Annotated in this window: 20 protein-coding genes; 19 read left to right on the forward strand and 1 reads right to left on the reverse strand. The window is 39.0% G+C overall.

Annotated elements, in window-relative coordinates; all coding sequences use genetic code 11:
- The first annotated feature begins 37 nt into the window (after nt 1–37).
- The 19 genes from ACVWXS_RS08175 to ACVWXS_RS08265 all read left to right on the forward strand — a co-directional run bounded on the left by ACVWXS_RS08175 (nt 38) and on the right by ACVWXS_RS08265 (nt 16,751).
- Nucleotides 38–1,663 carry a long-chain fatty acid--CoA ligase gene (locus ACVWXS_RS08175; RefSeq protein WP_456957494.1) on the forward strand — a complete coding sequence of 542 codons (1,626 nt, stop codon included), beginning with the start codon at nt 38–40 and terminating at the stop codon, nt 1,661–1,663.
- Between the two features lie 343 nt (nt 1,664–2,006).
- Complete coding sequence (locus ACVWXS_RS08180; RefSeq protein WP_456957496.1) at nt 2,007–2,132, forward strand: hypothetical protein; 126 nt, start codon at nt 2,007–2,009, stop codon at nt 2,130–2,132.
- A 99-nt stretch (nt 2,133–2,231) separates the two neighbouring features.
- Entirely contained in the window at nt 2,232–2,462 is a 231-nt protein-coding gene (locus ACVWXS_RS08185) for a hypothetical protein (RefSeq protein ID WP_374967500.1), read from the forward strand.
- 84 nt (nt 2,463–2,546) lie between these two features.
- Complete coding sequence (locus tag ACVWXS_RS08190; protein ID WP_368637967.1) at nt 2,547–3,317, forward strand: CheR family methyltransferase; 771 nt, start codon at nt 2,547–2,549, stop codon at nt 3,315–3,317.
- A gap of 340 nt (nt 3,318–3,657) precedes the next feature.
- Nucleotides 3,658–4,839, forward strand: coding sequence for a chorismate synthase (gene aroC, locus ACVWXS_RS08195; RefSeq protein WP_456957499.1), 1,182 nt, complete (start codon nt 3,658–3,660; stop codon nt 4,837–4,839).
- Between the two features lie 3 nt (nt 4,840–4,842).
- A complete protein-coding gene (aroB, locus tag ACVWXS_RS08200) occupies nt 4,843–5,934 on the forward strand; it encodes a 3-dehydroquinate synthase (RefSeq protein WP_456957501.1) in 1,092 nt (363 codons plus the stop codon).
- Nucleotides 5,931–6,299 (forward strand): chorismate mutase, encoded by a 369-nt coding sequence (gene aroH / locus ACVWXS_RS08205; protein ID WP_456957503.1) that lies wholly within the window; start codon nt 5,931–5,933, stop codon nt 6,297–6,299. The genes aroB and aroH overlap by 4 nt, the downstream gene beginning before the upstream one ends.
- An 18-nt stretch (nt 6,300–6,317) precedes the next feature.
- Nucleotides 6,318–7,418, forward strand: coding sequence for a histidinol-phosphate transaminase (gene hisC, locus ACVWXS_RS08210; protein ID WP_456957505.1), 1,101 nt, complete (start codon nt 6,318–6,320; stop codon nt 7,416–7,418).
- On the forward strand, nt 7,415–8,512 hold the full coding sequence (locus ACVWXS_RS08215; RefSeq protein WP_456957507.1) for a prephenate dehydrogenase: 1,098 nt from the start codon (nt 7,415–7,417) through the stop codon (nt 8,510–8,512). Before hisC ends, ACVWXS_RS08215 begins: the two co-directional genes overlap by 4 nt.
- Before the next feature lie 84 nt (nt 8,513–8,596).
- Nucleotides 8,597–9,883 carry a 3-phosphoshikimate 1-carboxyvinyltransferase gene (gene aroA / locus ACVWXS_RS08220; RefSeq protein ID WP_456957509.1) on the forward strand — a complete coding sequence of 429 codons (1,287 nt, stop codon included), beginning with the start codon at nt 8,597–8,599 and terminating at the stop codon, nt 9,881–9,883.
- Between the two features lie 121 nt (nt 9,884–10,004).
- Nucleotides 10,005–11,255, forward strand: coding sequence for a tetratricopeptide repeat protein (locus tag ACVWXS_RS08225; protein ID WP_456957661.1), 1,251 nt, complete (start codon nt 10,005–10,007; stop codon nt 11,253–11,255).
- Nucleotides 11,256–11,269: 14 nt separating this feature from the next.
- Nucleotides 11,270–11,827: a ReoY family proteolytic degradation factor gene (locus ACVWXS_RS08230; RefSeq protein WP_068982835.1), complete on the forward strand. Its 558-nt coding sequence runs from the start codon at nt 11,270–11,272 to the stop codon at nt 11,825–11,827.
- Between the two features lie 184 nt (nt 11,828–12,011).
- Entirely contained in the window at nt 12,012–12,179 is a 168-nt protein-coding gene (locus ACVWXS_RS08235) for a hypothetical protein (RefSeq protein ID WP_456957511.1), read from the forward strand.
- A 27-nt stretch (nt 12,180–12,206) separates the two neighbouring features.
- Nucleotides 12,207–12,656, forward strand: coding sequence for a YpiF family protein (locus tag ACVWXS_RS08240; RefSeq protein ID WP_427420256.1), 450 nt, complete (start codon nt 12,207–12,209; stop codon nt 12,654–12,656).
- Between the two features lie 154 nt (nt 12,657–12,810).
- A complete protein-coding gene (locus tag ACVWXS_RS08245; protein WP_427420255.1) occupies nt 12,811–13,317 on the forward strand; it encodes a ubiquinol-cytochrome c reductase iron-sulfur subunit in 507 nt (168 codons plus the stop codon).
- Between the two features lie 14 nt (nt 13,318–13,331).
- Entirely contained in the window at nt 13,332–14,006 is a 675-nt protein-coding gene (gene qcrB, locus ACVWXS_RS08250) for a menaquinol-cytochrome c reductase cytochrome b subunit (protein ID WP_374967490.1), read from the forward strand.
- Between the two features lie 41 nt (nt 14,007–14,047).
- On the forward strand, nt 14,048–14,842 hold the full coding sequence (locus tag ACVWXS_RS08255) for a c-type cytochrome (RefSeq protein ID WP_456957514.1): 795 nt from the start codon (nt 14,048–14,050) through the stop codon (nt 14,840–14,842).
- Between the two features lie 577 nt (nt 14,843–15,419).
- Nucleotides 15,420–16,016: a lipoprotein heptaprenylglyceryl N-acetyltransferase LhaT gene (gene lhaT, locus ACVWXS_RS08260; protein ID WP_423489353.1), complete on the forward strand. Its 597-nt coding sequence runs from the start codon at nt 15,420–15,422 to the stop codon at nt 16,014–16,016.
- Between the two features lie 60 nt (nt 16,017–16,076).
- Nucleotides 16,077–16,751: a zinc metallopeptidase gene (locus ACVWXS_RS08265; RefSeq protein ID WP_068983475.1), complete on the forward strand. Its 675-nt coding sequence runs from the start codon at nt 16,077–16,079 to the stop codon at nt 16,749–16,751.
- A gap of 178 nt (nt 16,752–16,929) precedes the next feature.
- On the opposite strand, the gene ACVWXS_RS08270 is transcribed toward ACVWXS_RS08265, so the two are convergent.
- On the reverse strand, nt 16,930–17,799 hold the full coding sequence (locus ACVWXS_RS08270) for a YitT family protein (RefSeq protein WP_368637955.1): 870 nt from the start codon (nt 17,797–17,799) through the stop codon (nt 16,930–16,932).
- Nucleotides 17,800–17,817: the final 18 nt, after the last annotated feature.

Here is a 17,817-nt window from a genome sequence, read left to right on the forward strand (position 1 = left end):
GATTTAAGAAAATTTAAGAACAAAGGGGAACGTTATTATGCATATGATGGATACACCTTTATTATTAACTAGTTTTTTGGATCGAGCAGAACGATTTTTCCATGCGAAAAAAATATATTCGCGGACAAGCCCTACAACAATTCACGAGATTACTTATAAAGAATATGTAAAACGGACTCGTAAATTAGCAGATGCCCTTACAAAGCTGGGGATGGAGCGAGGTATGAAGGTGGGTACTTTTGCTTGGAACCATCATCGTCATTTAGAAGCATATTTTGCAGTTCCGTGCGCAGGAGCTGTATTGCATATGATTAATATTCGATTATCGCCTGAGCATATTGCTTATGTCATTAATCATGCCGAAGATGAAATATTGTTAATTGACGATAATTTAGTTCCCCTTATAGCACCAATCGTCTCACAGCTTAAATCAGTAAAGCATTTTATCGTAATGGGAGATGATATCGCGCTAGAAAACATTCCATTACCGAATGCTCTTTCTTATGAGGCATTACTTGCAGAGGCAAATGATGATTTTAAATTTCCAGAGGATCTAGATGAAAATACACCTGCTGGCATGTGCTACACAAGTGCGACTACAGGAATGCCAAAGGGTGTAGTGTATACTCATCGCAGTATTGTCCTTCATAGTATGGTATCGGGACTCTCCGAGGGTGTTGGTATAAGCGAAGCAGATGTTGTACTACCTGTCGTACCAATGTTCCATGCGAATGCGTGGGGGTTTCCGTTTGCTGGTGTATTATTTGGTGCTACACAGGTGCTACCGGGACCAATGTTTACACCACAGATACTACTGGATTTATTTGAAACATATAAGGTCACGTTGACTGCAGGAGTACCTACGATTTGGCTTGGTGTATTACAGGAGCAACGCAAAAATCCTCGTGATTTGTCTTCAATACGGTTGATTGTATGTGGTGGTTCAGCCTCGCCGCTCGGTCTAGTGCGTGGCTTTGAGGAGGAGCTTAAGATTCCATACATGACGGGCTTTGGCATGACCGAGACATCGCCACTTGTTAGCCTATCGACGTATTTAACACATATGCAAGATTATACAAACGATGAGAAAATGGACGTTCGTATTACGCAAGGCCTAACAGTACCTCTCATTGAAACACGTGTTGTTAATGAAAATGGTGAAGTACCTTGGGATGGTAAAACGATGGGCGAATTGACAATTAGGGGTCCGTGGATTGCTGGAGAGTACTACAACGATGAGCGAACAAAGGAAGCCTTTAAAGATGGCTGGCTCTACACTGGAGATATTGCGGTAGTGACAGTAGATGGTTATATAAAAATTACAGATCGTACAAAGGATTTAATTAAAAGCGGTGGGGAATGGATCTCATCAGTGGAGCTTGAAAATGCTTTGATGTCACATCCTAAAGTGTTTGAAGCTGCTGTTATAGCAATCCCTCATGAAAAATGGATTGAACGACCGCTTGCATGTGTTGTACCAAAGCCTGAATTTAAGGAGTCCATTACGAAATCAGAGCTACTAGAAGATTTACAATCGAAATTTCATAAAACATGGATTCCTGATGATATTGTGTTTTTAGATGAGGTACCGAAAACCTCTGTAGGAAAATTCATGAAGATAAAATTGAGAGAAGAGCTAAAAGATTATCGAGTTGAGGTTTAGACTGAATCTTTGAAGGCGGTGACTAACTGCCTTCATTTTTTATGTGAAAAATTTGTGAGGTTTAGTGCATATTTTGGTGAAGAGTCAAAAATATCAATAGGAATATTTTTGGCTCATCACCAAAAGTTGTGGATGACATTTGTTAAAACATATACTATGTAAATAAGTTGATTGGAGTGGAGGCTGGGTGACTCCTTGGGGATCAGCGAAAGAGGAACGAAGGCTAAGAGCATCACGTCCTGTGATAACGCCTTCGTGACCTACATCGTGTAGGCCCGAGACCCTGGAGCGAGCAGGCAGAGGAACGAAGGCTAAAACCATCACGTCCTGTGATAACGCCTTCGTGACCAACATCCTGTTGCCCCAAGCGGCTCATCGGACGCCCCCAGGAAGCTCTGCTCTGCGCGAAAGCGAAGCGTCAGCGGCAAAGCGCCCAGTCGGAACGGAAATCAACCACACGTTTTGGTGAAGAACCATATTTTTGATAGATTAACGAAAGATTGAAAGAAAATGAAACTATTTTTCCATTTTGCCGTATAATCATTAGTAATGAAAGGATGTGGATGCATTGTCAATTGCGGTTATAGCCATTATTGGGGGCGTACTTATTTCTTTAGCAGGTATTTTTACTGATGCATATACACGAAAACAAAAAATTAAATTAAAGGCTCTTGAAAGGGAAGTAGAGTTAGAAAAGCTCCGATTAGAAACATACACGATGGAAACCGAAAAGATGCGCTTAGAATTAGAACATTCGAAAGTTTTACTATTAGAGGAAAAACACAACTCAACTAAGTAACTTAGTTTACATGTGAAAGACTATTTCAGGAATGGCACTTTTCCGCTATAATGGAAATATGACGCTAGAGGGGAAGAAGACCGTATGTCTGATTATGAACAATTTATAGAAGGTATAAAGCGCAAAACAGGAATAGATTTAGCTTTATATAAAGAAGCGCAAATGAAAAGACGATTAACATCTCTCTATGAGAAAAAGGGTTATCGTAATTTTGTAGACTTTCTAAAGGCACTTGAACAAGATCGTGACTTAATGAATGAGTTTTTAGACCGGATGACGATCAATGTTTCCGAATTTTATCGAAATGGTAAGCGTTGGGAAGTGTTGCAGAAAAAAATATTTCCGAAATTACTGCAATCTAATAAGCGTTTAAAAATTTGGAGTGCTGCTTGTTCAACTGGTGAAGAACCTTATTCTTTAGTTATGGTGTTATCTCAATTAGTACCATTATCTCAAATTCAAATAATTGCTACTGATTTAGATGAGAATGTAATCCAAAAAGCGAAACTTGGTGTCTATCCAGAGCGTTCCTTAGCAGAAGTGCCAAATGATATAAAAGCGAAGTGTTTTGAGCAAGAAGGTTCTTTCTATAGAGTCAAGGATGAAATTAAACGCTGTGTGACGTTTAAGAAACATAATTTACTGAAAGATCATTACGATTCTAATTATGATTTAATTGTTTGTCGCAATGTTATGATTTACTTTACTGAAGAGGCAAAGGATCAGATTTATACGAATTTTAGTAAATCATTGCGTAAGGATGGGATTTTATTTGTTGGATCAACAGAGCAAATCTTTAATCCATCTCGTTACGAGTTTGAAGTAGAGGATACATTCTTCTATAGACGAAAATAATTAATAATATAAGAAAAGCAATCGTACAGTAGACAACGCGAATGTCATGTACATATTTTAAGGCTTAGATATAGATAATCGTACGCTTTTCGCTTGTTATAAGCAAAAAGCGTATTTTTATTAAAATCAAATAAACCTTTTTAAATGCTTCTGATAAAAGTTTTTTTATCCAAATCGTTCAGAATATTCGCATTTAAGTTCGAGAGTTGCTAGAACAATTAGAATTTTGCAAACAATTAAAGCGATACTTTAATGACATTTGCAAAAGGACTGTTTTTTTAGAGAATATATGTTATAGTGAAAAATACATACTTTAGCGAGTTGAAGGGAGAAAGCGTTTATGCGTTACTTAACAGCGGGAGAGTCACACGGACCCCAACTAACAACAATTATTGAGGGCTTACCATCACTCTTACCAATTACAGCAGAAAAAATTAACCACGATTTAAAACGTCGCCAAGGAGGACATGGACGCGGTCGTCGGATGCAAATCGAAACGGATACAGTGGAAATAGTTGCTGGTGTTCGTCACGGACAAACACTTGGTTCTCCCGTAGCACTCGTAGTCACAAATGATGACTGGAAGCACTGGACAAAAATTATGGGAGCAGAGCCATTGGCAGAAGATGTGAATCCTGATGATATCAAACGCCAAATTTCACGTCCACGTCCAGGGCATGCGGATTTAGTAGGTGGCATGAAATACGGACACCATGATTTGCGCAATGTGTTAGAGCGTTCTTCAGCACGTGAGACAACTGTTCGAGTAGCAGTAGGTTCTGTTGCAAAGGCGCTATTAAATGAATTAGGTATTTCCATTGTGTCACATGTAACAGAAATCGTTGGCATTAAAGCAGATTCTTCCTTACTAGAAGGGAAATCTGCAGATGAAATTCGTGCCATTGTTGAAGCAGACCCTTGCTATTGTGTTGACCCAGAGGCTTCTGCCAAAATGGTAGCAGCGATTGATGAAACGAAAAAAGCGGGGGACTCAATTGGTGGCGTAGTTGAAGTGATCGTTGAAGGAATGCCAGCTGGTGTTGGTTCATATGTTCATTATGATCGTAAGCTAGATTCAAAACTAGCAGCTGCAATGCTATCTATCAATGCATTTAAAGGTGTTGAATTTGGAATTGGATTTGAAATGGCACGTCGTAAAGGCTCTGAAGTACATGATGAAATCATTTGGTCAGAGGAAGAAGGCTACACACGAGCAACAAATCGACTGGGTGGTTTAGAAGGTGGAATGTCTACAGGAATGCCTATTGTCGTACGTGGTGTGATGAAACCAATCCCTACGTTATATAAACCGTTACAAAGTGTTGATATTGAAACGAAAGAGCCATTTAAAGCTAGTGTAGAGCGCTCAGATAGCTGTGCAGTACCTGCAGCATCAGTAGTTGCAGAGCATGTTATTGCCTGGGAAATAGCGAATGCAATATTGGAACAATTCCATAGTGATCAATTACCTCAACTAAAAGCTCAAATCGACGAACAACGTCGTTATACAAAGGGGTTCTAATTTATGCGAGTACCAGTAGCGACGAAATCGCATCAATATGAGGTTGTACTTGGGCATAATTTTTTAGCAGATGCAGTAAAAGCATTTGACGATCAGCTACAAAAAGCTGATAAACTAATTGTTTTTACGGATGCTAATGTATGGGTGGCACAAGGTGATTATTTCAAGGCAAATTTCCCTTATAATTTTGAGGTGTTTGTTTTACCAGGCGGTGAGGCATGTAAAACCTTCGAACAATACAATGCGGCACAAACATTTTTACTTGAACAAAAATGCTCACGTAAATCATTTATTTTTGCATTCGGTGGAGGTGCTGTAGGTGATTTAACAGGCTTTGTAGCTGCCACTTACATGCGTGGTGTACCGTTTATTCAAATCCCAACGACGATTTTAGCACATGACTCAGCAGTAGGTGGTAAAACAGCTATTAATCATCCACTAGGTAAGAATATGATTGGTGCGTTTTATCAACCTGAGGGAGTAATATATGATACCGTATTTATCGAAAGCTTACCTGAGCGCGAGGTACGTTCGGGAACAGCAGAAGTGATAAAACATGCGATGATTTCTAATGCAGCATGGTTAGAGGAATTAATGGCTGAAGAGACAGTTATTCATTTCAGCACAGAAGAATTAGCAAAGCAACTTAAAAAAGGTATAGAAGTGAAGGCGCAAATTGTAGCAGAGGATGAAACCGAGCAATCCGTGCGAAAATTTTTAAACTTAGGTCATACTTATGGGCATGCAATTGAGGCGGCTGCTGGTTATGGAAAAGTAGCGCATGGAGAGGCTGTAATGATTGGGCTCGTATATTGCTTATTATTAAGTGAACGATACGGTGAGTTAAATCGTAATTTCACTACAGCATTTTTGCAATTTGCATTAAAAAATGGCTATCCTTTTGAAGCTGTGAAAGAGTATTCTTTTGAACAGTTAACAGAGTATTTAATGAAAGATAAAAAAGCGGAGTATGGTATTTTACAATTTGTATTATTAGAAAAAATTGGTAAACCTTTTGTGCGACCAATTGATCTAGCGGAGTGCAAAGAAGTAGATGCCGAATTCCGACAGCTATTAGCGGAGGTGCTTGTATGATTCGTGGACTTAGAGGAGCAATTACAATTGAATCTGACAAGCCAGAGCTTGTATGGGATGAGACAGCAAGGTTAGTGCGTGAAGTAGTAGCAGCAAATAATGTAGAGGTAGATGATATTGCTTCCATACTTATATCCACAACACCTGATATTACGTCAGCATTTCCAGCACGTGCAGTACGATTAATGGACGGGTGGCAATATGTACCTGTTATGTGTACACATGAAATAGACGTGCCAAACGCATTGCCACTTTGCATTCGTATATTAATACATGCGAATGTGGAAGTAGCACAAAAAGATGTAAAGCACTTGTATCTTAATGATGCAGTGAAATTAAGACCAGATTTAGCCCAAGCTAAATAATTAGAGGAGATGTTTGAGATGAAATGGAAACAACAACTGGACGGTATGCAAGCGTATAAGCCTGGTAAACCAATTGAAGAAGTACAACGTGAATATGGCTTACAAGAAGTCGTAAAATTAGCATCTAATGAAAACCCATTTGGATGCTCACCTAAGATAACAGCTTATTTACAAAATAATTCAGCAAATCATGCGATCTATCCAGATGGCTATGCACAAAATTTACGTACGGCTGTTGCAAATCATTTAGGTGTCAATGAAACACAGCTTCTTTTTGGTAACGGCTCTGACGATATTATTGCAATTATTACTCGTGCACTGTTGTATCCTGGTGTGAACACAGTCATGGCAGACCCATCATTCTCTCAATACTGGCATAATGCTGAAATTGAAGGGGCAGAGGTACGCAAAGTTTCTTGTATCGAAGGTGCGCATGATTTAGATGCAATGGTAGCAGCCATCGATGATAAAACATCGGTCGTTTGGGTTTGTAGTCCAAATAATCCAACGGGCGTTGTGATTCCTGATGTTGAATTACGTGCATTTTTAGCTAAGGTACCAAGTGATGTACTAGTCGTATTAGATGAAGCTTATATCGAATACGTAACGCATCCTGGTCACAAAGATACTCTACCATTAATCGACGAGTATCCAAATGTACTATTATTGCGTACATTCTCAAAAGCATATGGTCTTGCTTCTTTCCGAGTTGGTTATGCAATAGGGCAACCAGGAGTAATTGCTAAGCTGGATCCAGTAAGATCGCCATTTAATAATACAATTTTAAGTCAAGCAGTTGCGACAATTGCTATAAGTGACCAAGAATTTATAAAAGCTTGCCGTGAAGCAAATGAAAAAGGCAAAAAACAATATATTGAATTCTGTGAAAAATATAATTTAAAATACTTCCCTTCTGATACGAACTTTATTTTCTTTGATACGAATGCTGATAGTGATGTTGTTTTCAATGAGCTTATGAAGCGAGGCTTTATAATCCGTAGTGGAAAAGCGTTAGGATTACCTGGGTTTATCCGTGTGACCATCGGAACAGAGGCTCAAAATGAAGCATTGTTAGGTCACCTTGAAAACGTCCTAAAAGAGCAAGGGGTTTTTGCATGACACGGAATGTGCTTGTTATCGGGCTTGGTCTAATTGGAGGCTCGATTGCATTGGCATTACAAAAGGCACCTGAAACAAAAATAATAGGCTATGATATGGATGCAAAAACACGTGAACATGCGAAAACGTTAAACATCGTTCATGATATTGTGACAGATCCGAAAAAAGTTGCAGCCGACATAGATGTCATTATTTTTGGAACTCCCGTCAACGCAACACTTGAATGGATGGAACAATTAAAAACATGGCCGTTAAAAAATAAAGTAATCGTAACAGATACAGGTAGTACAAAAAAAACGATTATGCAAAAGGCTGGGGAATTACGTGAGTTAGGTATTACTTTTATTGGTGGGCATCCAATGGCAGGCTCTCATAAAAGTGGTGTATTAGCTGCGAAGGCCCACCTTTTTGAAAATGCGTATTATATGCTAACACCACTCGCTGGTGAAGAAATTGTCAATATGGCACAGCTTGAAAGTCTTTTAAAATTTACACATGCAAAAGTTGTAAGTGTATCTGCTCGTGAGCATGATCATATGACAGCTGTAGTTAGTCATTTTCCACATGTCGTTGCTGCTTCTCTTGTACATCAGTTGTGGGGAGAAAATGGGGAATATCCGATGACACGTTCACTTGCTGCAGGTGGCTTCCGTGATGTAACGCGTATTGCCTCATCCAATCCGATTTTATGGCGAGATATTACATTGCAAAATCGTGATGAGCTTATTGCGCAACTAGAATGCTGGGAAAAGGAAATGACTCGTGTTAAGGAGCTGCTATTAAATGGTGGTTCAGCTGACATTGAAAGCTATTTTGCGGTTGCCAAGGAGCTAAGGGATGAATTACCGATAAGTGCAGGAGCTATGTTTACATCATTTGACTTATATGTTGATGTTCCTGACTATCCGGGGGTTATTTCCGAGGTGACAGGATTGCTAGCAGACGAAGCGATTAGTATTACTAATTTACGTATCGTAGAGTCACGTGAAGATGTTTTCGGGATCCTTGTTATTAGCTTACAAAGCGAAAGTGACCGTGAACGTGCAGCGGCGTGTATACAAAAGCGTGCTAACTATGAAACTTATATTTCGTAGACGATCTATATTGGAAATGTCTGTTTAAAAGAAAGCGTCGGAAATTATGGCGCTTTCTATCTTCATATTGGAGGGAAGAAAAAGATGAGTGAAAAAGTATTACAATATGATAAACCTTCCTTACAAGGGACTTTAACGATTCCTGGCGACAAATCTGTTTCTCACCGTTCTGTTATGTTTGGGGCTATTGCCAAGGGGAAAACGACAGTTGACGGCTTTTTATTAGGTGAGGATTGTTTAAGTACAATTGACTGCTTCCGAAAACTCGGTGTAAAAATTGACGTGGAAGGAACAAATGTATCCATCGACAGTCCAGGTATAGACGGGTGGCAAGAACCTTCAGAGGTACTATACACAGGGAACTCTGGTACGACAACGCGTTTAATGCTTGGGATTTTAGCTGGTTCTAATGTGCACACAGTGATGACAGGGGATGCGTCTATTGGAAAACGACCAATGCGCCGTGTTATCGATCCATTACGTCAAATGGGTACCCATATTACTGGAAGAGCAAATGGACAATATACGCCACTAGCTATTCAAGGTACAACATTACGGGCTATAGATTATCACATGCCTGTTGCGAGTGCACAGGTGAAGTCTGCTATTTTACTTGCAGGCTTACGTGCTGAAGGTACTACAATTGTTCGAGAAACTGAAATATCTAGAGATCATACTGAGAGAATGCTTCGTCAATTTGGAGCAAAGGTTGATGAGGTGGATGGTGTTATTTCAATACAAGGAGGGCAAACTCTAACGGGGACGCATGTTTCTGTTCCGGGTGATATTTCATCTGCTGCCTTTTTCTTAGTTGCAGGAGCTATTTGTGAAGGTAGTAAAATAATGCTAAAAAATGTCGGAATTAACCCAACAAGAGATGGTATCATTGAAGTGCTTCAAAATATGGGAGCAACTATGACACTTATGCCGAACGAAGATAGCCAATCAGAGCCGACAGCAACAATTACAATTGAAACGTCAGCATTAAAAGGAACTACAATTGAGGGAGATATTATTCCTCGACTTATCGATGAAATCCCGATCCTTGCTTTATTAGCAACGCAGGCACATGGAAAAACTATTATTAAGGATGCCGAGGAATTAAAAGTGAAGGAAACGGATCGGATAACGGCTGTAGTGGATGAGTTGAAAAAACTAGGCGCTAATATTGAATCAACCGAAGATGGAATGATTATTGAAGGACCAACGCCATTACGAGGTGCTAGTCTTAAAACCTATGGTGATCATCGTATTGGAATGATGGGCGCTGTTGCAGCACTTATAACAGATGGGGCAGTAACTTTAGATGATGCCGATTGTATTGCTGTTTCTTATCCACCATTTTTCGAGCATATAGAGGTAGTAAAGTAAAGTAAAAGCTAATGCTAGACTCTCCAAGCCTTTTGGGGAGTTTTTTTACTTGTTTCGGTTGAAAATGTTATGTAGCATAAAGGTATCAATGAAAGAATAGGTGAAGACTGTGAACAATGCGATGACTGAAATGATGCAAGCACTTGAACAAGGGGACTTAGCATTAATAGAACAGCTACTTGAATCATTTTTAATGAAGGAGTTACCTGAGGAAATTTATGAGCTAGCTGAAATTTTTATGCAGTATGGGTATATGAAGGAAGCAGACCGTGTACTGGAGCATTTACAATTTTTATTCCCAGAAGAGGCACAGTTAAAAATTGATCGTGCAAATGTTTTAATGGAACTTGGCGATGAAGATGAAGCGTTAGATTTTTTATTAGAAATAGAGGAGACCTCTCCAGAATATCCTCAGGCATTATTAGTATTAGCGGATTATTATCAAATGCAAGGATTATTTGAAGTAGCGGAAATGCGCATCAATGAGGCGCTAGCTATATTACCGGAGGAACCATTATTACAATTTGCTAAAGCAGAACTATTGTTTGAAACTGGTCGTTTTTTAGAGGCTGCAAGACTGTATGAGGAATTGAATGAACAACAAGTTGAATTTGCAGGAGTAAGTCTTGTTGAACGACTTGCTGAGGTGTATCGTGCAGGGGCTGCCTATGAAACAGCTTTAGATTACTATTTAAAGGCGCTTGAGGGTGAAATAAAGCCAGATATTTTATTTGGTGCAGCATATTCAGCTTTCCAATCACAAAAATTTGAAATGGCAATTAAACAATTAGAGGAATTAAAGGAATTGGATCCGGATTATTTTTCTGCCTATTTATTGCTAGCCGAAAGCTATGCTATGATTGAAGACAATAAAAAAGCATACGCTGCAATTATGGAAGGATTAACACGTGACGAATACGATAAGTCCTTATATTTATTCGCTGGTAAAATGGCTTTAAAAACTGGTTTGCCAGCTGAGGGCGAACAGCATCTACGTGAAGCCATTGCGTTAGATCCTGAATACATGGAGGCAGTGTTAGCATTAATCTCTGTGTTGGCACAACAAGAGCGTTATGAGGATGTAATAGAATTATTTGAAACGTTGCAACAAAATGATTTTGAATGGAGCACATTATACCCATTTGCTGCGGATGCATATGAAAATTTAGAATTGTACGACCGTGCATACGAATTTTACCATTTGGCATATAATGATTTTAAGGAAGATGCAGCATTTTTAGAAAAATATGTTTACTTCTTATTAGAGGAAGGGAAGCGTTCAGAAGCTAAAGAAGTACTCGGTCAATTAATAACTATTCAACCGGGTGAACTAGAGTGGCAAGAGAAGTTAGAAACCTTAGAATTAGAGTAAAGGAGGGAGTGGGTATGACTGCTTCTGTATCAGTTGTCGATAAAAAAGCATTTGTTAGATGGTTCTTAAAAAATTATCAATTGAAACGTCGTGAATGTGTATGGATTTTGAATTACTTATTAAGTAATGATGAGTTATTAAAACGAATTCGATTTGTTGAAGAAGCTCACTATTGTCCTAGAGCGATGGTAATGTCAACCGTTGACTCAACGGGTGTGCCATTTCGTTTTTACAAAGGCAATGTAATGACAGCAGATGCTGAGAAATCTTTCCATGATTTACGCTTACATGAACAAGAAGATATGTATATACAATTGAATTTTCCAAATGTACCACCAAGTGCACAATACTTAGCAGTTCTTGAAGAAAACCCTTATATGCCGGAAGCACTGATTGTCAGTGAAAAAGATCGTTTACTGGCAGAAGAGCTGCTTTCCAACAGCTTACTCGTATTCCAAGAAGAAAAATTACTCGCACAGATTGATGAGGCTCTCGATCAAGGAGATGAAGAGCGCTTTTATGAATTGTCTAATTTGTTACAAGCATTAAAGGAAACAGCTAATTTACGTTAGACAGAGTTAAAAATTGAATGTCCTTTATCCACCTCGATATGGTAACATAACTAGTGAATGATTGTTTTCGCTTTTTATTGGTTATCCTTTTGAAGAGTGGAGAAGGGCATTTTTTTTTCTTCATTCAGTGGATGTGCCAAACGCCTACTGAAATAGAGGACCCATTCTAAGAACACCACGTCTTGTGGCAATTGATCTGTGCGAAAGCGAAGCGACAGCAACAATGTTTATCTGTGCGAAAGCGAAGCGACAGCAACAATGTTTATCTGTGCGAAAGCGAAGCGACAGCAACATTGTTTATCTGTGCGAAAGCGAAGCGACAGCAACATTAATTACGCCAAGGCGAAATTGATTTATGTAATATTGGGAGGTTTGTTGGATGTATTTTAATGCAAACGATATGACATCGTTTATGGCACAGAAGGAATTTATTGATACAGCAATTGTTCCACTCGTATCCGTCGATTTAACTTCTGAAAAAATGAAACAGAGTGGTTCAGAAGCAGATTTTTTGTTATCGCTCACATCTTTTGTCGAACAACAATTTAAAGGTCGTCTACTACTGATGCCACCATTTTCGTACAGTGTAATCTTAAAAGACGAAGAAATGCCAAAGCAATTAGAGGCACAATTACATAATGCTGGTTTTAAGCATGTGTTCTTCATTACTTGTGACCATTCTTGGACAAATATTGGAGATGAAGTAAATGTTATTTGGCTACCAGCGATTCCGTTAGAAAGTATGGATAAAGGTGTGAAAAACTCTATTCTTGAAGATCAATTGCGACAAGTGATTCCGATGCTTTCGACCAAATGGGCACAGATTTAGCAATTTGTTTCAATAAATGTTCACATTCTCCAGCTTTCCACAGAATGCTATATTGACCAAGCTATGGACTTGATATATCATAGATATGTCCTAGTATTACTATTTGTAAAAGTATGTCCGTTGGACTGACCTTTAAGTTAGAGGGGGGAAAAAAATGAGTAATAATCGAGTTTCACGTCGTCAATTCCTAAGCTATACACTAACTGGTGTAGGTGGCTTTATGGCGGCAGGTATGCTGATGCCGATGGTTCGTTTTGCAATTGACCCAGTATTACAAAAGCATGATGGTGGGGATTTTATAAAGACAGAACATAAAATCGCTGATATTACTGACAAACCAGTTAAAGTTGACTTAAAATTTGAACAAGTTGACGCATGGTACAAATCAGAAGTAACAAACGTAGCTTGGGTTTTCAAAGATGGCGATCAAATAGTTGCGTTGTCTCCTGTTTGTAAGCATTTAGGATGCATGGTGAACTGGGGAGAAGATTCTGCACACCCAGATCAATTCTTCTGTCCTTGTCACGCTGGACGTTACGAGAAAAATGGTAAAAACGTAGCAGGCACACCGCCTTTAGGTCCATTGGATGAATATGAAGTTAAAGAAGAAGACGGTTACTTATCGCTTGGTCCAACTAAAGCAAATACTCTAGTTAAGTAAGGGGGTACAAAACAGTGCTAAATAAAATTTATGATTGGGTCGATGAACGCTTAGATATTACACCTATTTGGCGTGATATAGCCGACCACGAAGTGCCAGAGCACGTGAACCCTGCACATCATTTTTCAGCATTCGTTTACTGTTTCGGAGGATTAACGTTCTTTATCACAGTAATTCAAATACTTTCTGGTATGTTTTTAACAATGTACTATGTACCAGACGTAGTGAATGCTTGGAAATCAGTTTATTATTTACAAAACGAAGTAGCATTCGGTGAAATCGTACGCGGTATGCACCACTGGGGAGCTTCATTAGTAATCGTAATGATGTTCTTACATACTCTTCGTGTATTCTTTACAGGTTCTTATAAGAAACCTCGTGAATTAAACTGGATGGTTGGTGTAGGTATTTTTGGTGTAATGATGGGTCTTGGTTTTACAGGATACTTATTACCATGGGATATGAAAGCATTATTCGCTACAAAAGTAGGTATCGAAATTGCTGCATCTGTACCGTTTATCGGTGAGTATATTAAAATCTTATTAGCGGGTGACTCAACTATTCTTGGTGCTCAAACGTTAACACGATTCTTTGCGATTCATGTATTCTTCTTACCTGCAGTATTGTTTGGGTTACTTGCAGCACACTTTATCATGATTCGTCGTCAAGGAATTTCAGGACCGTTGTAATAGTCTTGACGGTTCGATGATTTTTTAAAGGAGGGGACATAATGCATCGCGGAAAAGGAATGAAATTTGTTGGTGATTCTCGTATTAAAGCGAATCATAGAATGCCGAACGTTCCAAAGGATTATTCCGAATATCCAGGTAAGACGGAAGCTTTCTGGCCGAACTTCTTACTAAAAGAATGGATGGTTGGTGCGGTATTTTTAATTGCTTATTTATTATTAACAGTAGCTCATCCATCACCACTTGAAGGGCCAGCTGATCCAACAAGAGCATACGTGCCATTACCGGACTGGTATTTCTTATTCATGTATCAATTATTAAAATACACTTATGCTTCTGGTCCATACAATGTTATTGGAGCAATTGTAATTCCAGGTCTAGCATTTTCAGCGCTATTATTAATGCCATTTTTAGACAAAGGTCCAGAACGCCGTCCATCTAAACGCCCGTTACCGACAGCGTTTATGTTATTAACTTTGGCTGCTATGTTCTACTTAACATGGGAGTCAGTTGTTAACCATGACTGGGAAGCTCAAAAAGCTATGGGTGCAATTGTAGAAGAAGTTGAAGTTGATATTGATGAATCACTTCCTGGATTTGCAATTTGGAATGGTGACACTGGTGAACAAGCTAAATCTTGTATTGGCTGTCATGCTGCTGACTTAAAAGGTGGCCCAGCTGCTCCAGCATTAGTTGGTAATAAACTAACAGCTGAAGAAGTTGAAGATGTTATCCATAATGGTCGCGGCGGAATGCCACCTGGTCAATTCCAAGGTACAGATGAAGAAGCGAAGCAATTAGCTGAATTTATTGCGAGCTTAAAGGCTAAAGAATAAGCTTAGTATAAAAGAGTCAGGAAACTGGCTCTTTTTTTCTACTTCTATAATAATGTGACTGTTCCTGCATCAAAATGGTTCCCGAAAAATAATATTTTTTTGGGGAAAATGTCGAAAAAGACGGTCAGATGAACTAGAAATGATCTAGCTTGTAGTTTTTTGGTTCATCACCAAAAGTTGTGGATGACATTTTTTTTTAATATATGCGCTGTATATTAGTTGATTGGAGTGGAGGCTGGGCGACTCCTTGGGGATCAGCGAGAGGGGAACGAAGGCTAAGAGCATCACGTCCTGTGATAACGCCTTCGTGACCAACATCGTGTTGGCCCAAGCGGCTCATCGGACGCCCCCAGGAAGCTCTGCTCTGCGCGAAAGCGAAGCGTCAGCGGCATATGTTTTATCTGTGCGAAAGCGAAGCGACAGCAACAAAGCGCCCAGTCGGAACGGAAATCAACCACACGTTATGGTGATGAGCCAGTTTTTTGGCATTAATAAAACAATAAAAAAAGAATATTTATACATAATAAAAATAAAAAAAGACATCTTAGTAAAGACGGAAAATAAAGGAGTTTTAATCATGCAAATTACTCGTGCAAACATCTGGTATCTCCTTACGCATAAGTCATTCTTAATATTATTACTCATTATCAATCTATTAGGAACTATTTACGGATATTATTGGTATGGAGGGCAACTTGCCAACACGGAGCCGATTTTTTATATTTTTGTGCCAGATAGTCCGACAGCCAGTTTATTCTTTTGCTTTGTATTGTTAGCGTGGATTTTGGGCAAAAGTTGGCCGCTGATGGAAGTGCTAGCACTTGTTACACTAGTGAAGTATGGGATCTGGGCTGATGTCATGAATATTTGGACACTGATTGAAACTGGATCGATCGGTTGGCAGGGCTGGATGCTGGTAGGCTCGCATTTTGCGATGGCTGTCCAAGCAATCCTTTATATCGGTAAATATGTCTTTTCATATTGGCATGTTGCCGTGGCAGCGGTATGGACATTACATAATGATGTGATTGATTATGTATTTGGACAAATGCCAATGTATCGTGATCTAGCAGAGTATACAAATTATATTGGCTATTTTACTTTTTGGTTATCAATTGCATGCATTTTTCTAGCCATCTTCTCAATTAGGTGGCGTAAATATTTGCCGAATTAAGTAATTGATTATAGAATTATAGTATAGAGGTAGAAAGGGGTTAGAAAATTGTCAACAAGCATGTATATTGTTTACTTTGCAATTATTATGCTACTGCCACTTTATGCACAGATGAAAGTAAAGGGCACGTATAATAAGTTTGCAAAAGAACGTACAATGAAGGGACAAACAGGTGCAGAGGTAGCGCGTGCGATTTTAGATGCGAACGGTTTATATGATGTACGAGTTGTTCCAACGCAAGGTGTGTTGTCTGATCACTATAATCCGGCGACAAAAACAGTTGCTCTATCGGAGAGTAACTTCTATGAGGCTAGTATTGCAGGTGCTGCAGTTGCTGCCCACGAGGTTGGCCATGCCATCCAACATAAAGAAGCTTATTCAATGCTTACATTACGTAGTAAGTTAGTTCCAGCAGCAAATATTTCATCAAATATGTCATGGATCTTTGTTATGATTGGTATTTTTGCAAGTAGTACGAATATGTTGCTTTTAGGTATCATATTGTTAGCAGCAGGTGTGCTTTTCCAATTAGTAACGTTACCAGTTGAGTTTGATGCTTCAAAGCGTGCGTTAGTACAAATGAATTCTTTGGGAATTATTACAAATGAAGAAGAGCGTCCAGCACGAAAAGTATTAAGTGCCGCAGCATTAACATATGTTGCCGCAGCAGCAGTAGCTGTATTAGAATTATTACGTCTAGTATTAATCTTTACAAATATGCGAAATGACGACTAATGAAAAAACTTGTTGTAGTGGTATGTCACTATAGCAAGTTTTTTCATCCGTTAAACTATGGTTTTACTGAAATGCTCTATGACGCGGATCCCCAAGGAGTCGCCCAGTCTCCGCTCAACTTATATATAAGGCATACGTTTTAACAAATGTCATTCACAACTTTTGGTGGTGAGGCATATTAATGGAGCGGTTGTTTTTGGTCGTCGAGGGTAAACCCTTCTCCTGCAACATCTCGTACTTCTATTATAGATACGAAAGCATGTGGATCAACCTCATGAACAATAGATTTTAAGCGTACAACTTCATTGTGACCAATTACACAATAAATAACTTCTTTTTGTTGCTTTGTAAAATGACCATGACCTTCTAGTATAGTGATACCACGTTCCATTCGTAATGCAATCATCTCAGCAATCGCGCTAGACTTTTCAGAAATAATAAGTGCTCCACGTGCTGCATATGCTCCTTCTTGAACTAAATCAATGACACGCGCGCCCACAAAGACTGCAACAAGGGTATACATCATCGAGCGTGCATCTAAAAACGTTAGCCATGATAAGATAATGACGACAGCGTCAAAGATGAACATCGTTTTACCCATACTCCATCCAAAATATTTATGCCCAAGACGAGCCAAAATATCTACACCACCAGTTGTACCTCCGAAGCGAAAGACGATACCGAGCCCAAGTCCTACAAAAACCCCAGCAAAAAGAGCAACGAGTAACAAATCGTCCTCTAAATGAATAGTAAATTGATATTTTTGAAAAATTTTAAGGAAAACGGAAACAGATAAAGTTCCGACAAGCGTATAAATAAATGATTTTTTCCCAAGTAAGCGATAACCAATAATAAACATTGGAATATTTAATAGTAAATTCATTAAGGCAGGGTCCCAGCCTAGTGTAAAGTAAAGTATGAGTGTAATCCCACTTAAGCCACCTTCACCAAGTTGATTTTGCATGTTGAAGTGGACAAATCCAAAGCTAAAAATGGCAGCACCGAGCATTATTGCGATGATATTGCGGATTTTAATCTGTTTTAGCATATGACCTCCTGAAGTTTC

Source organism: Lysinibacillus sp. TE18511, from assembly GCF_054062295.1.